Source organism: Deltaproteobacteria bacterium, from assembly GCA_016208165.1.
In the GTDB taxonomy this organism is placed as follows: domain Bacteria; phylum Desulfobacterota; class Desulfarculia; order JACQYL01; family JACQYL01; genus JACQYL01.
Window position 1 is genome coordinate 30,082 of sequence record JACQYL010000011.1, and the last position, 15,753, is coordinate 45,834.

The window sequence follows — 15,753 nt, forward strand, 5'->3', positions numbered from 1 at the left end:
GATTGCCTATGTCCGAAGATACCCTATGTTCCATTGGCCCGTGAGGATTATCCTTTAATGAGCAAGGCCAGGCCCCCGGTGGCCACAATGTTGAGCAGGGCCGCCGGGATCAGAATCTTCCATCCCAGGTGCATCAGCTGGTCATATCGGAGCCTGGGCAGCGTTCCTCTGAGCCAGATCAAGACGAACACGACGGCCGCCACTTTCAGGAAAAACCAGAGCACGGGCGGCAGTAAGGGGCCTCGCCAGCCTCCCAGGAAGAACACCGCGACGAGAGCACCCAGAACGATCACGGTGACGTATTCCCCGAGAAAATAAAGAGCGAAGCGCATGCCGCTGTACTCCGTGTGGTAACCGGCCACCAGTTCGTTTTCCGCTTCCGGCAGGTCAAAGGGAATCCTCTTTGCTTCAGCCACCGAGCTGATGAAGAAGATGAGAAACGCAACCGGCTGAACCAGGATAAACGGATACTTGGCTTGAGCCTGTACGATATCCACAAGGCTGAATGATTGGGCCAACATGACCACAGGAACCAGCGCCAAACCAAGAGAGAGTTCATAACTGATCATCTGGGCCGCCCCTCGGATCCCACCCAACAGGCTGAACTTGGAATTCGACGCCCATCCCCCGAGGGCCACGCCGTAGACACTGATGGAAGAAAGGGCCAGCACAAAGAGCAGTCCAACGTTGAGGTCGGTGACGATCAATGGGAATCGCATTCCAAAAAACGTCCAGGTGTCTCCAAAGGGCGCCACGGCGAACATCAGCATGGCCGTTACCGCAACCACAGCGGGAGCGTAGAGAAAAATCCACCGGTCCGCTCCCTCGGGCACGAGATCTTCCTTGGTCAGCAGTTTTACGACGTCGGCCGCGGGCTGGAGGAGGCCCCACGGGCCTGCACGGTTCGGACCCAGACGGATCTGGATCCATCCCAACAGCCTGCGCTCCCCTAAGATGAGCCAGCCGGCCCCCAGCAGGAGCGCCACCGGCACGAAAACGATCTTCAGTACGAGCAGGACGGTTCCCAGGGCGAGGTGCATCGCTTGGATCCCTACATTTTATGAATGCGATCGTCCGGCACGAACGCCGGCCAATCCGTTAAGTTCCGCCATTCCACCTGACGGTGCCTGGGCGCCACGACCACGCCGACCGCCATACTCGACCCGATGCCGAGCTGAAAAACCACTTCCCCTCCGTCCAATCGAAGGGCCACTTTATCTCCCTCCATCAGACCCAGCCTCGCGGCGTCATCAGGGTGCAGGAAAAGAGTTGGAGTTGATTCACCCCTCCGGGCGATACGGGAATAGGAGGAGAGCTCCTCCGTCCCGAACGTCCAATCCGTGAGCACCAGTTCCATTCCCTCTCCGCCGGATTCGATGTCCCCGATCCTGGAGAAAGAAAAATCATCCTTCGAGATCTCACGAGGCACGAAACGATCCCCATTCGGCGAAGAGAGAGGCGCATTGAAGACCGGATGTTCCCTGGCCAGCCAATCCCACAGGTTTTTCAGGAGGGTTCCGTGATTTTGCCCCGAGAGGGCCGAATACAGTTCATCCAGCGCCTCATGGGCCGCCTTGGGATCCCCGCCGGGAATGTGATCCTCGAACGTTCTGGGCGGATGGCTTCCCCCACTGATCCGTGAAATGGGTGTGCCCCCCCGGTGGATGGGCCGGGCCTCCTGAGGTCTGCCTTCCTGGTTCACAAAGCTGGACGATGTGCGCTCAAAAAGGGAGGTCGTCGGCAGGAACACGTCGGCCGTCCCGGCGGAGCGAGAAGGGATATAGTCGAGGACGATGAGACATTCCACTTTCTTCATCGCCTGTTCGAGTCGTCCGCGATCGGGGTAGAGCCGGAAAGGATCCTGTTCTACTAGGACCAAGGCTTTGACTTTGCCCGTTTCCAGCGTATCGGTCACCGCGCTTTGATCCTGCGCCGAAGACAATAGGGCGGCCCCAAAGGCGTTGGGACCGGGCAAGAGGTAGAAGAGTCCGGTTCTCTCCGTGACTTGATGAAAAAGATAGGCAAGGTCGGCAGCCAGTACAGGTGTGAGTTCTCTGACAATGTCCGTGCCGCACACGATCACGGGCCTTTTGCTGGTCCCGAGTTTTTCGGCGACTTCCTCGATGCGGGCTTCCAATTCCGGGTTCTGCCGGTGATGTTCGGGAAGGGATTCGAGGAACCTTGCCGCGTTCCTGCTCAGGCCCTTGGCTCCATTCCCACCGAGAGCACGTTTGCCGATCATGGCGGCGTAAAGGTCTATGTGATCCGGCTTAACGGCCAGGTGAGAGAAGGGGAAAGGGAGAAAAACGGGCCTTGGATCTATCACCGCCACTGTTGCACCCTTGCGTTGGGCCTGACGCATGGCCAAGGCCAGCATGGGACCTTCGTTGACGGCATCGGCGCCCAGGGCCAGAATGAAGTCCGCGTCTTCGACCTGCCGCATGGAAACGGCCACCTGCTCGTCCAGCTTTGTCACCGCAGTCTTGACCTTTTTCAAGATGGCAGGCTCCACGAAGAACCTGGGATCCGGCCAACCCGAGAGCCTGCAAAGGCGCTTGAGCGCACCCTGGGTTTCCAAGCTGCATCGAGCCGAGCCGACGCAAAGCACAGCCTCGGCTCCGGCCTCGCGGCCGATCCGGTCGAGCCTGTCGGCGGCCGCCCGAATCCCTTCCTCCCAGGGAACCTCCCGGTCGCCCACCCGCGCTTTTCGCATGCGATCGGGGTGGTTGGCGAAATCGAAACCAAAACGCCCCCGGTCACAAATGAAATAGCCGTTTACCTTTTTGTTCAAACGACCTTCCTGCCGTACCATCTCCCGGTAGCGAGCGCTGCCCGAGGTGTTGCATCCCAGGGAACAATGAATACACAAGGAAGGACCTCGTTCGAAGTCCCACCGGCGGCCCTTGAAGCGGGCGGGTTTATCCGTGTATACGCCTGTGGGGCAGAGGTCGATGAGATTCCCGGAAAAGGGGCTCTCCAAAGGCCCGCTCTGGAATCGGCCGAAATAGGTATGGTTCGCGATTTGCATGGCTCCCAGGTCGCGATAACCCGCAAAATCCTGATAAAAGCGCCGGCATCTCCAGCAGTGAATGCATCGGTTCATTTCGTGCTGCACAAAAGGACCCAGGTCCTGGTCCCGATAGGTGCGTTTCTTCCCAAGATAACGTCTGATCCCGTGGCCTGCCGAGACGGTTTCATCCTGGAGGAGGCAGTGGCCTCCTTCGTCACACACAGGGCAATCGAGGGGATGATTCAACATGAGGCATTCAATGATCCATTTTCGGAACGATACGGCCTCGGGGTCCACGGTGGAAACCACCATGCCGTCCTCGGCTTCCACCATACAACTCATTTCTATGCCTTTGACCGGACCCTCTTTGAATTTCACGGCGCACATGCGGCAGGCTCCTAAGGATCCGAGAGCCTCATGGTAGCAGAAACGGGGAATCATGATGCCGAGGCGCTCTGCGGCTTGGATCACCTTGGTTCCGGCTGGAACCTCGACTTCCCGATCGTCAATGGTCAGCTTTGGCACGAAATTTCATTCCTCCCTTTTTTCCACTGACGGCCCGCCTGACTTGAAAGGGCACTGCTTCCGGCTGATGTGTTCCTGCACCTCATCCATGAAGTACTTCAGCAGGTGGTGAACGGACGCCGCCGCCCCGGGGGCAAAGGCGCAATAAGCGTGATCCATAAACGACGCCATTTCGCGCAGCATGGGAATGAAGGATTCTTCCCCTTCTCCGTTTTCGATTCGTTGAAGCAGATCCAGGACAAAAGGCAATCCCTCCCGGCAAGGCGTGCAGAACCCGCAGGACTCGCGAACGAAAAATTGGATGAGGTTCAGAGTGACGCCGACCAGGCACGTGTCTCGATCGAAAACGATGATGGCGCCGGTGCCAAGTCGCTGCCCCGCCTTCTTCAGGGGGTCGAAGTCCATCTGGGTGTGGTAGAATTCTTTCGACATAAACCCGGTAGAGGCGCCTCCCGGCAAGCACGCCTTGAACTCCGCACCCGGGAGCATGCCTCCGGCGGGGCCTTCGATAATTTCGCTCAGGGGCGTGCCCATGGGCATCTCGTAGCAACCGGGCCGACAGACCTTCCCCGAAACGGTATAGAGCTTGGTTCCCGCTCCCTTCTCCGATTTTGCCAGGCCTTTGAAGCAATCGGGTCCGTGTCTCAGTATGTACGGCACACAGGAGAGTGTTTCGACATTGTTTACCAGAGTCGGCCGTTTCCACAGGCCCTCTTCGGTCATGTGGGGACCGCCCTTCACAGGATGCGGTCGCTTACCCTGGATGGCGTTGATCTGAGCCGTGGCTTCCCCGCAAATGTATCGGCCCGCGCTCCGATGGACGGTGATGTCGAAGGAAAACTCACTTCCCAGAATACGATCTCCGAGGTATCCGGCATTTCTGGCGACTTCAAGTTCCCTCTCGATGAGTTCCGCATCCATTTCATAAGAAGGACGGACGAAAAAGATCCCCCTTTGCGCTGAAATGGCGTAGGCCGCCAGCACGATACCCTCTATAACCAGATGAGGATCTGCATTGACCAGAACGCGATCCTTGAAGGTTCCCGGTTCCATCTCGTCCGTATTGGGCACCACATATCTCGGGAACGGAGCCGTCTCGGGAACGCCGGACCACTTGATTCCCGTGGGGAAGCCGGCGCCCCCCCGGCCCCGCAGTCCGGAGTCCTTGACCTGCTTAACCACCTCGTTCGGTTTTAGTGTCAGAACCGCTTTGGTAAGGGCTTCGTAACCGCCGCTCCGGCGATACTCATCAATCGTCGCGGGTCTGTCCGGCCTGTAGTTCTTGAGAAGTACGAGCTCGCCCATGGGAATCACCGGTCCGGTACCAAAGTGCAATGCTCTATTCTTAGCTTTTCCAAAATGTCATCGATCCTCGCCGGTGTCAGGTGGCCATAAAACTCTCCGTTGATGAGCATGGCCGGGGCGTAATCGCAATAACCGATGCAGACGGATGGTAAGACGGTAAACAGGCCGTCCTTGCTCGTTCCGCCCATGTTGATATTCAGTTTCCTGCAGAGGTAATCCACCACGGATACCTCGCCGAACATCCAGCACACCGCCCCGTCACAGGCGTGGATTACGAATCTCCCTACCGGTTCGCGATAAATGAAATCATAGAACGTGGCGAGTTCCTCGAGCTCCAGAGGCGTCAGGCCAAGAAGGGAAGCCGACTCGCAGAGCGCCTCATCGCTCATGTAGCCGTAATGATTTTGGACGGCGTACATTACGTTGACTACTTCTTCGCGGGGGTGCTCGTTCTCCTCGATCTGTTTTTGGAGCCTCTCCTTAAGTTCCTTCGGCAGCATGGGAGCATTCCTACCTGTCCGTGTCGGGCATAACGTAATCGACCGAACCGATGATGGCGATGAGGTTGGCGATGGGTTCGCCCACAGCCATCAACGGCATGGCCTGAATATGAGCAAAATCGGGTGTACGGATCCGCATCCGATAAGCCATGTTGAGACCGTCACTTACTACGTAATAGCCCTGTTCTCCTCGTGGACTTTCAGTGGTCAGGTAGGCCTCACCACGGGGGATCTTGGGGCCGCGGGTCACGTTGATAAAATGGTGGATCAGGGTCTCGATGTCTCTCAGGGTCTCATTTTTCGGGGGAATGGCGTATCGGTAATCATCGGTCACATAACGGCCCGGAGGCATCTGCGCGGCGGCCTGCTCGACGATTCGCAGGCTCTGGCGCATTTCTTCGATTCGGACCAGATACCGTGCGTAACTGTCTCCCTCGCTGAAGCAGGGAACATCGAAGTCGAACGCTTCGTAACCCGAGTACGGCATGCTCTTACGCACGTCCCAATCCAGACCGCTGCCGCGCAGGACCGGCCCAGAAATTCCCCATTCGATGGCGTCATCCAATGAGAGATAACCCACGTCACGGGTTCGGCCCTCGAAAATGGCGTTGTGCGTCAGCAGTGACTCGTACGCTTTGATGCGGTCAGGAAACACACGCACAAAGTGGTCCACGGCTTCCTTCCACCCTTCCGGAAGGTCGGCCGCCAATCCGCCCAGTCGAAACCAGGCCGGATGCAGCCGGGCGCCGGTAATGAGCTCGACGATGTCCATGATCCTTTCGCGATCGCTCACCGTGTAAAAGACGGGACTCATGGCGCCCGTGTCGTGGGCGAGTTCTCCGAGCCACATCAGATGGTTGCTGATACGAAAGAACTCCGAAAGCATCACCCGTATGAATTGGGCCCTGTCAGGAACTTTGATATCCGCCAGCGTCTCCACGGAGAGTACGTAGGACATATTGTTGGCCGCACCACTGAGGTAGTCCACCCGGTCCGTGTAGGGCATGAATTGGTGCCAGGACTGGCGTTCACCGATTTTCTCGACGCCCCGGTGGTGGTAGCCGATATCCATGTCCAGGCCGCGGATCGACTCTCCTCGGGCCAGCAGGATAAAGCGCATGAGGCCGTGGGCGCCCACGTGGTGAGGACCGATATTGAGCAGATACTCCTCGTCGCCCTGAGGGGCGAAATAGTCGCCGGCATCGAGGGGCTGGAGCCTTTCAGCATCCGCGCGGGTGTAGGGGGCCATTTCCGTCGCCCGCCCGGGAAAGCTTTTCCGCAGGCTGTGCCCTTCCCAATCGGGGGGCATGATGAGCCGGCGCAGCCTGGGATGGCCCTGGAATCCTATTCCGAAGTGATCGAACACCTCCCGTTCGTACCAGTTGGCGGAGGGCCAGATCTCCGTGATGCTTGGAGCGATGGGGTCCTTTCCGTACAGGGGGACCTTCAGACGCACCCGGCCGGCGGAATCGTAGGAAAGCAGATGATATACCAGGGTGTAGTCCGGGTATTCCTTTGGATTGCGGCGGGCGGACTCGTCAATGGCCGTCAGATCGTCCAGCCGCCGGAATTTTGGATTGGATTCCGTCTTCAGAAAACGCAAGACGTCCTTTAGAGACGCAGCTTCCACATGCAAGGTGAGCATGTCGGAAGTGTACGGCGTTTGCCGTATACGATCTCCAAACCGCTCCTTCAGAGAAGCGGCCAACCGACGGTCCCTCTCGCTGATTTCGATGCGGCGCGGAGGCGGGGTCCACATGAGATCGGAGCGGCTCTCCCAAAATGCCGGCGGCGTCACGGCCGTGCCCCGGGGCGGTGTACCGTGGTAACCGGGTCCGCGGGGTTCGCGGGACTTGGTGACTCCGTCCACGAGGATCGCTTTTTGGCTACCCTGGGTTCCTCCCGAAAGGCGGAGGATGGACCGGAGAGGTCTCTCCTCGGACGATATCTTTTTCTGAAGAAGCATCAGCCCTTGCATGACGGCTTCGGGCCGGGGAGGACACCCCGGAATATACACATCGACTGGGAGGATCTGGTCGATCCCCTGGACAACGCTATACACATCGTACATACCGCCGCAGTTGGAGCAGGAGCCCATGGACATGACCCACTTGGGTTCGGGCATCTGCTCGTACAACCGAAGGATCACAGGCGCCATTTTTTTAAAAATGGTGCCCGAAGTGATGAGAAGATCCGATTGTCGCGGAGTGCCACGCAGGACCTCGGCCCCGAATCGGCTGATGTCGTACCGCGATGTGTATGTGACCATCTGCTCGATGAAACAGCAGGAAAGACCGAAAAACATGGGCCATAGACTGTACCCGCGACACCAGTTGATAAGATCGTTGATCTTACTTTCGATAAAATCTTCAACGTCTTGTGGCGCTTTTACTCTGCCTTCTTCCAATCAAGCGCTCCTTTTTTCCAGACATAGAAGAGACTGAACAGTAGCACGACAATAAAGAACGTGATCCTCAGATAACCAATCCAGCCCAGTTGCTCGAACGCCACAGCCCAGGAAAATATGAAGGCGGCCTCCACGTCGAAAATCAAAAAGAAGATGGCCACCAGGTAAAAAGGGATAGGGTAGTGAAACCGAGCCGAACCCGTGGGGATGATGCCGCACTCGTAGGGGCGTGCTTTTTCCGGGCTTGGTTTCTTCTCCCCGAGCCGGCTACAGAAGAAAAGCAGGATCCCCGTCATCGCCAGGACCACCGCCGTGTAGGCGAAAAGACTTAGAATACCCGGTTCCCAAGGTGAGAAGCCGTTAGACACGGATCGCCTCCCTTGCGTTGGTAAGAACAGCCTTTGGATGATCAAGAGCTTAGGAACTTATCCGATTTTTTCTGCTTTCACGAACCTGTGAAAGCTTCACTCCGGATGTGGGTCATATTATACAGGTTAAATGAGAATATATATACAATCGAAGGGTGAAAGATCGAGCCGACCGCGCCATAAGGACGTTGTCGCTCACGGACTTGCGAGGGATCTTCACGACTCCCAATCCGTGTGAAACGTTCCTTCCGCATCGGTCCTTTCGTATCTGTGTGCTCCAAAATAGTCCCTCTGAGCCATGATCAGATTGGCGGGAAGTCGAATGCTCCTGTAAGAGTCGTAGTAGGCAAGCGCAGACATGAACCCTGGAACCGGAATGCCGAGTTCGACTCCGGTGCACACCACACTCCGGAGGTGTTCTTGCGCTTGCAGAAGGCGTTCGCCTATCTCCGGGGAAAGGGTCAAATTCTCCAGGTCCGGCTGCATCCGGAATGCGTGACGAATGTCTTCAAGCAGGGCGGCTCGAATGATGCACCCCCCTCTCCAGATTCGGGCCACCGCTTCCATGTCCAGGTCGTATTCGTACGTGAGGGAAGCTCTCCTCAGCAGGCTCATTCCTTGTGCATACGTTAGAAGGACGGCGGCAAAGAGCGCCTTTTCCAGCTCTTGTATGAAGATTTCCCGAATTCCAGTGAACGAGTTGGAGGGTCCCCTGAGCGCTGCGCCCGCCTTCCGGCGTTCTGAAGCGTAATCCGACATGTTCCTCATCGCGACTGCAATGTCAATTGTAGGAACAGGAACCTGCAAATCCAGCGCGTCCCTGGAGGTCCATTTACCCGTACCCTTCTGGCGGGCGCGATCGAGGATCATGTCGAGCAGAGGATTGCCGCTTTTGCCGTCTTTTTGGCCCAGGATCCGAGCCGTGATTTCGATGAGGTAACTGTCCAATATTCCCGCGTTCCATTCTTCATAGATCGATTGCAGGTGTTCAATGTCAAAACCGAGGCCCCGTCTGAGAAGATCATAACTCTCGGCAATGAGCTGAATAATCCCGTACTCGATGCCGTTGTGAACCATCTTCACATAATGTCCCGAAGACCGGGGACCGAGATAGGCAACACAGGGTTCTCCTTTTACCCGGGCGGCGGAAGGCTCCAGGATGGTTCGGACCCGTTCGAAGGCTTCTTTTGGTCCCCCCGGCATCAGACTGGGACCATGACGGGCGCCGGACTCGCCTCCCGAGACCCCCATGCCGAGGAAGAGAACGCCTTCCTTCGAAAGCGACTCTTCCCTCCTGTCGGTATCCTTGAAGTGGGAGTTTCCACAGTCGATGATCAGGTCTCCGGATTCAAGGTTTCTCACCAGTTCGCTGATCACCTCATCCACCGCATCCCCCGCTGGAACAAACAGGAGGATTGCTCGGGGTTTCTTCAGGATTCCGATGAATTCTTCCAGAGTATATCCTGCTTCAATCGATCGATGACCCGCCTCGTCGCTCATGAACAGGCGGGTCTTTTCTTCCGTCCGGTTGTAGACTGCCACGTGAAAACCCTTGTCGGCCATGTTAAGGGCAAAGTTCTTGCCCATGACCCCCAGGCCTACCAATCCGATGTCGCATGATCTGTCGGTCATGTATTCCCACCTCGTTGTTCTTCAAGCGGATCGCCGATGCCCGGACCGAGAATGCCGACGGGATCTTCACTCATAGCGATCTTCCTCCGGCGAGCGCCTCTTGAAGGATTTTCCTGAACTGAACAATCCCCCGGCGGCAGCGTCTTTCTCCAAATGCCCGATCGTTTCACGAACCGCTCTCTCATAGCCTCCCGGTTCGAGTGGTCGGGCGTCTACCCTTTCCGCCGGGCGGCGGCGCGCTTTTCTTCAAGGTTCGACATCAAATTGTCATAGGGTTGGTTGAACTTTTCGATGCCTTCGTCTTCCAGTTGCCTGGTCACCTGATCGATGTCGATACCCAGGTCGGATAAGCGTTCGAGCACTTCTCCGGCGGCTTCAAGGTCGTCTTCCAGCCTCGGGGCCGGGTTTCCATGATCTCGATAAGCGTTGAGCGTTTCCTGAGGCAAGGTGTTGATGGTTTCCGGACCGATCAACGGCTCGACGTACTTCACATCGTAGTAATTCGGATTCTTGGTGCTCGTGCTGGCCCACAATACTCTCTGGGGTCGGGCTCCTTCTTCCTGCAACTCACGGAACCGCTTTCCACCAAAAATCTCCTTGTAGATCCGGTAGGCCTCCTTGGCGCTGGCAATAGCCACTTGGCCAAGGACTGCCTTCGCAACCGCCGCCTTGGGACCGCCTTCCTTGATCAAATTCTCGAGCATGGGATCGACGAGCACGTCGATCCGGCTCAGGAAAAAGCTGGCCACCGACGAAATTGTATCGAGCGATCTTCCTGCCTTGGCTCTGTCTTCCAAGCCGAGTATGAAAGCCTGAGCCACTTCGCGGTGCCTCGGGAGACCGAAAAGCAAGGTCACGTTGACATTGATCCCTTCGCTGATCAGTTGACGGATGCATTGAAGCCCTTCTTTGGTGGCAGGGACCTTGACGAATACGTTGGGTCGATTCAATAACTTCCACAACCGGCGAGCTTCCGAATTGGTTCCTTCGACGTCCCGAGCCAGATGGGGGTTGACTTCAAGGCTCACAAATCCCGCTTTGCCTTCGGATTCATCGTATACGGGTAGAAACAGGTCCGACGCGTCCTGAATGTCTTTTACCGTCAGCGCCTCGTAGATTTCTTCCTTGCTCTTTCCTTCCAAGGCGAGCGTCCTGACGTCATCGTCATAATCTTGGCTTCCGGTGATGGCTTTGTCAAAAATACTCGGGTTTGAGGTCATCCCCCGAAGGCCGTCTCGTTCAATAAGCTCCTGTAATTCGCCGGAGGCGATCATCTTTCGGCTCAAATAATCCAGCCAAATGCTCTGGCCCAGGTCCCGGACTTTGAGTAACGGATTCTCTTTCATGGTTTTCCTTCCTCTTTCAGTCTAAACCTAATGATTGGAAATCAACAGTCGACGCTTGGCCAACTTGCCTTCCAAACTATTTCAGAGATCTCGCATGACGCCGGGCCGATCAGCCCAACTTCTCTTTAACCGTTCCGACGATGGCCTTACTGGAAATACCTTCATAATCCAAGAGCTCGGAAGGTTTTCCGCTCCTCGGTCTTTTGTGCACCGCCAGAGAGTGGACAGGCGTCGCCGAGCCGGAGAGAACGCTTTTGACCGCTTCCCCTAGGCCTCCTTCCGGATAATGATCCTCGACGGTGACGATAAGGCCGGTATCCAGCGCGGCGGTTTGCAGCGTCTCTCTGTCTATGGGTTTCACGCTGTACAGGTCTATGACCCGGACCGCGATGCCTTGTTTTTTCAGCTCCCCATGTGCGGCCAAGCACTCATGCAGGGTCACTCCGGCGCCGATCAATGTGGCTTTGTCATGGTCGCTTGTTCTCAGGGTTTTGGATCCTCCGATGGGGAAGGTTTCATCGTTATCGTAAATGACCGGGGCGCCGCCACGAGTCGTACGAATGTACACGATGCCTTCATGCCCGGCCGCTGCTTCCACCAGCCGGTCGGCGGATACCGCATCGCAGGGGTAGAGGACCACGCTTTCCAGGATCGAACGAAACAGGGCGATATCCTCGAGTCCCATCTGGGAGGGGCCGTCCTGCCCGATGGACACCCCCGCGTGGGATCCCGCGAATTTGATGTTGGCGTTCGAGTAGGGGCTCATGCGGATCTGGTCGAAGGCCCGGCTCATGAAGGCGCCGAAGGTGGAAACAAAAGGTAGCTTTCCGCGGGTGGCAAGACCTAAAGCCGCCCCCACCATATTTTGCTCTGCAACGAACATTTCGAAAAAACGTTGGGGATGCTCTTTCTTGAAGTATTCAGCTTGGGTGGAATTACTCACTTCGCCGTCAAGGCTGACCAGGTTCGGGAATTGTGGGAAGACCCGTTTCAGTGCATTTCCATACGCGTTCCGGGTTGGAATGGATTCCCCTTTCCGGTAGGACGTTGCCGCCGCCATTCTCCTGTCGGGTTCTTCAGGTCTCAGATCCCGGGGTTTCGCGATCTCTCCCCGAACCGATGTATCCACTTCGCCCATTTCCTTGAGCGCTTTCTCCAGATCCGCCTTGCTCAAGGCCTTGCCGTGCCAGCCGTCCTTGTCTTCCACAAAGGAGACCCCCTTACCTTTGATGGTCTTGGCAATGACCATGACGGGCCTTTCCGTCACGGCGGAGGCTCTCTTGTAGGCATCCAGGACTTCCTCGAACGAGTGACCGTCAATCAGGATGGTTTCCCATCCGAAAGCGGAAATCCTTTGCCGGTAGGCCTCCAGGTCATGACCGTACATGGTTTCCCCACGCTGGCCCAGACGATTTACATCGAGGATGCCTACGAGGTTGTCCAGCTTATAATAGGCCGCCAGTTGCAGAGCCTCCCATTGAGAACCCTCCGCCATTTCACTGTCGCCGAGGAGCACGTACGTCCTGTAAGGAAGCTCGTCCAGATACTTTGCATTCAGTGCGATGCCCAGACCGATGGACAGGCCCTGTCCCAGCGAACCGGTAGCCGCTTCCGTGAAGGGGAACGCAACAGTGGGATGCCCTTCCAAGGGACTGCCGAATTCCCTGTAGGTCATCATTTCTTCCGCTGTCACCTTTCCCGCGGCAAGCCACAACGCATAAAAGAGCGGCGAGGCATGTCCCTTGGAAAAGAGCAGACGGTCGTTGTTGGGGTGCTCAGGATGATCCGGATCGAAGCGGAATAGGCCTCCGAACATAAGCCCTGCCATCAGTTCCGTGGCCGACAGGGAAGAAGTGGGATGGCCCGAACCGGCCTTTGTTGTAGCGGTTAGGATATAGTAGCGGATCAGCTTCGCTAATTTTTCCAGTTTTTCAAGCTTGTCCGACATGGTATTTCTCCTCTTGACTGCATGTTGCAGAAAATAATCTCCCGGTGCGATGTATTGAGAACAGAATAGTAGGACTTTATTTCAAAAGAATCCATTCAGTCCTGTATTTAAGGATTATGAGGATGGTATCTTTTTGATCAACGGAACAAGACCGGAGACGAAAACGATCTCGAGTACACTCACAGAGAAAGAAATCCGACGCCCGGAGAAAACTAGAACTCGAGCGTCTTCCCCGGCAGGGACGAACACCTTTGATTTCAAGGAATTCATCGGAGTGTACGGGCTGCAGGAGGCGGCAAATAGTGTATCGTTTGCCTGAGAATGCACCATGGACCCTATTCCTTGGCATGATCCGACATGAGATAGGAAACAGAATAAGGGCGACTCGTTACCGGGGGAGACGGCCGAGGCTCCCATCCTGAAAGAACGCCCTCACGGAAATTGAACGGGAAGCCTGGATGAGAAAGCCGGCGCCGACAATGCGTGGCCTTATTATAGGGAGGCCTGCGTGGAGGAGACAAACCATGAAAGCGAACGCACATCTTGATCCTACCGTATTCATCATTTTCGGCGCCGCAGGGGATCTCACCCAGCGCAAGCTGATGCCTGCGCTTCACAACCTCTTTCTCGACGGGTTACTGCCCGAGCGGTTTGAAGTCATCGGAATCGGTCATGGAGACATGAATGACGAGAACTTCCGAAACCATCTGCGTGATGGGGTAAAAACGTTTTCACGCCGGGGCCGGGCCGACTCGGAATCGTGGGAATCCTTTGCGTCGCATCTGAAATTCCTGAAGGTCGACCTGAGCAAGAAAAAGGCCTATACCGACCTTGCGAAAAAACTTGCGGCACAGGACAAGGCCTTTAAGACACGGGCAAACAGGATTTTTTACCTTGCTTTGCCGCCCGGGATGATCGAGACGGTGACCCAAGGACTGGCTGGAGCAAATTTACATCAGGACAGGGAGCGGGACCGAATTGTCGTAGAAAAGCCTTTTGGCCGCGACCTGGATTCTGCTCGGAAACTGAACCGGATCCTCTCCGATGTGTTCCGCGAATCACAGATATTTCGTATCGACCACTACCTTGGAAAAGAAACGGTTCAGAACATTCTTGCTTTCCGCTTCGGCAACACCCTTTTCGAGCCCGTGTGGAACAGGCGCTATATCGATCACGTACAGATTACGGTTGCGGAACAAGTGGGAGTCGAGCATCGAGGCCATTATTACGACAGCGCCGGAGCATTGAGGGACATGGTGCAAAGCCATTTGCTTCAGATCCTGTGCCTGGTGGCCATGGAAGCTCCTGTCTCGTTGGCGGATGACGAAATTCGCAACAAGAAGGTGGACGTGCTTCATGCCATCCGTCCGATCGCCACGGAACAGATCCATCAGTTTGCCGTCAGCGGCCAGTACGGCGCCGGCTGGATCGAAGGGAAGCATGTATGCGGCTATCGCGAAGAACCGAATGTCGAACCGAACTCGTTCACCGAGACTTTCGCCGCCGTGCGGCTCTTTGTAGACACATGGCGGTGGCAGGGCGTGCCCTTCTATCTGAGGACCGGCAAACGTCTTCCTGCCAGAGTCTCCGAGATATCCATTCAGTTCCGAACCGTACCTCACCAGACCTTCCCTCCGACCACGGTGCTGGATTTGCATCCGAACCGTTTGATCATCGCCATCCAGCCTGAGGAGGGCATTCTGCTTCGCTTCGAAACCAAATATCCGGGGGCAACCATGCAGCTCTCTCCGGTGACCATGCGGTTTTTCTATCACGAGGTCTTTAAAATACCTTCGCCGGATGCCTACGAGACGCTGCTGTTGGACGTCATGCTGGGGGACCGCACATTATTCATGCGGGGGGATGAGACGGAGGCGGCATGGTCGGTGATTACGCCCATTCTCGATGTTTGGGGGAGTATGAAGTTCACCGGCTTTCCCAATTACCAGGCGGGCGCCTGGGGCCCCGAAGAGGCGGAAGTCCTCATTGCTCAGGACGGGTTCAGTTGGGTCATACCCACGCTCCTCGTATGTGACGACCATGCCTCTTGCGGAGTCCGTGAGGAATCGGCGGCGAGGTAAGTCCGCTGAAGAATAGAAACGCACAAAATCAACCCCGTCCCCCTTCCCATGCAAAATCAACTCCGTCCCCCTTCCCATGTTTTCTCTTCGATCCTGATTTGCTCGTCTCTGCGCATCTCACCAATGCGGCACAAAAGCCACATGTCCCGATCCAGCAGCATCGGCATCACCTCCTGATGGGCGAAAAAGACAAGCGAGCCATCTGCTTTTGGCTCATTGGTTTTCAGCGTAGCGAAAAGGAGAATGAGCGAGCTTGGCGAGCCCGGAAGACAGGGATGCGCGGTGGATTTTGGGACATGTGGCTGCGTATTTGAGTGAGCTATTCGACGGGACGATAAGAGGCTGATATAGAGGAGCGAGGCTCTTGGAATGTATTGTCCCAATCAGCGCTTTGGTTGACGAATTATGGCTTAAAAGTACAGGCGTCAGAAATGCTTTGACGATAGGACGTGAAGGGTTTAATTTATCCAAATAATGGCAAATGTTCATTTTTTGTTCGCATACTTCGGAAAAGGCCCAAAACGCTCCAAGGATGGCGCAGGACTCGGTCCTTGTTTCGGACTCGCCCCAATACCGCGACTGCAGCCCTGAACGGAGGTTCGTAAACAAGGCGTGCATCATTCCTGCAAAA

General features: G+C 56.1%; 10 protein-coding genes. 1 reads left to right on the plus strand and 9 read right to left on the minus strand.

From position 1 onward, the window contains the following. Window positions 1-47: 47 nt before the first annotated feature. The 9 genes from nuoH to HY788_02200 form a co-directional block, all read right to left on the minus strand. A complete protein-coding gene (nuoH, locus tag HY788_02160) occupies window positions 48-1,040 on the minus strand; it encodes an NADH-quinone oxidoreductase subunit NuoH (GenBank protein MBI4772980.1) in 993 nt (330 codons plus the stop codon). Window positions 1,041-1,051: 11 nt separating this feature from the next. Continuing rightward, window positions 1,052-3,535, minus strand: a complete 2,484-nt coding sequence (nuoG, locus tag HY788_02165) for an NADH-quinone oxidoreductase subunit NuoG (protein MBI4772981.1) — start codon at window positions 3,533-3,535, stop codon at window positions 1,052-1,054. A 6-nt stretch (window positions 3,536-3,541) separates the two neighbouring features. Beyond that, window positions 3,542-4,840 carry an SLBB domain-containing protein gene (locus HY788_02170; protein MBI4772982.1) on the minus strand — a complete coding sequence of 433 codons (1,299 nt, stop codon included), beginning with the start codon at window positions 4,838-4,840 and terminating at the stop codon, window positions 3,542-3,544. A 5-nt stretch (window positions 4,841-4,845) separates the two neighbouring features. Continuing rightward, window positions 4,846-5,340, minus strand: coding sequence for an NADH-quinone oxidoreductase subunit NuoE (nuoE, locus tag HY788_02175; protein ID MBI4772983.1), 495 nt, complete (start codon window positions 5,338-5,340; stop codon window positions 4,846-4,848). A gap of 10 nt (window positions 5,341-5,350) precedes the next feature. Continuing rightward, window positions 5,351-7,747, minus strand: coding sequence for an NADH-quinone oxidoreductase subunit B/C/D (locus HY788_02180; GenBank protein ID MBI4772984.1), 2,397 nt, complete (start codon window positions 7,745-7,747; stop codon window positions 5,351-5,353). Then, complete coding sequence (locus tag HY788_02185) at window positions 7,729-8,043, minus strand: NADH-quinone oxidoreductase subunit A (GenBank protein MBI4772985.1); 315 nt, start codon at window positions 8,041-8,043, stop codon at window positions 7,729-7,731. The genes HY788_02180 and HY788_02185 overlap by 19 nt, the downstream gene beginning before the upstream one ends. A gap of 288 nt (window positions 8,044-8,331) precedes the next feature. Then, complete coding sequence (gndA, locus tag HY788_02190; protein ID MBI4772986.1) at window positions 8,332-9,747, minus strand: NADP-dependent phosphogluconate dehydrogenase; 1,416 nt, start codon at window positions 9,745-9,747, stop codon at window positions 8,332-8,334. A gap of 212 nt (window positions 9,748-9,959) precedes the next feature. Further along, window positions 9,960-11,093 carry a transaldolase gene (gene tal / locus HY788_02195; protein MBI4772987.1) on the minus strand — a complete coding sequence of 378 codons (1,134 nt, stop codon included), beginning with the start codon at window positions 11,091-11,093 and terminating at the stop codon, window positions 9,960-9,962. A 109-nt stretch (window positions 11,094-11,202) separates the two neighbouring features. Further along, complete coding sequence (locus HY788_02200; protein ID MBI4772988.1) at window positions 11,203-13,041, minus strand: transketolase; 1,839 nt, start codon at window positions 13,039-13,041, stop codon at window positions 11,203-11,205. A gap of 524 nt (window positions 13,042-13,565) precedes the next feature. Between HY788_02200 and zwf the strand changes: the two genes are divergently transcribed. After that, complete coding sequence (zwf, locus tag HY788_02205) at window positions 13,566-15,122, plus strand: glucose-6-phosphate dehydrogenase (GenBank protein ID MBI4772989.1); 1,557 nt, start codon at window positions 13,566-13,568, stop codon at window positions 15,120-15,122. Window positions 15,123-15,753: the final 631 nt, after the last annotated feature.

Coding starts and splice junctions, on each gene's coding strand:
- nuoE (MBI4772983.1), bottom strand. CDS start 5,340: ATGCTGCCGAAGGAACTTAAGGAGAGGCTCCAAAAACAGATCGAGGAG.
- HY788_02200 (MBI4772988.1), bottom strand. CDS start 13,041: ATGTCGGACAAGCTTGAAAAACTGGAAAAATTAGCGAAGCTGATCCGC.
- HY788_02170 (MBI4772982.1), bottom strand. CDS start 4,840: ATGGGCGAGCTCGTACTTCTCAAGAACTACAGGCCGGACAGACCCGCG.
- gndA (MBI4772986.1), bottom strand. CDS start 9,747: ATGACCGACAGATCATGCGACATCGGATTGGTAGGCCTGGGGGTCATG.
- HY788_02185 (MBI4772985.1), bottom strand. CDS start 8,043: ATGACGGGGATCCTGCTTTTCTTCTGTAGCCGGCTCGGGGAGAAGAAA.
- zwf (MBI4772989.1), top strand. CDS start 13,566: ATGAAAGCGAACGCACATCTTGATCCTACCGTATTCATCATTTTCGGC.
- tal (MBI4772987.1), bottom strand. CDS start 11,093: ATGAAAGAGAATCCGTTACTCAAAGTCCGGGACCTGGGCCAGAGCATT.
- nuoH (MBI4772980.1), bottom strand. CDS start 1,040: ATGCACCTCGCCCTGGGAACCGTCCTGCTCGTACTGAAGATCGTTTTC.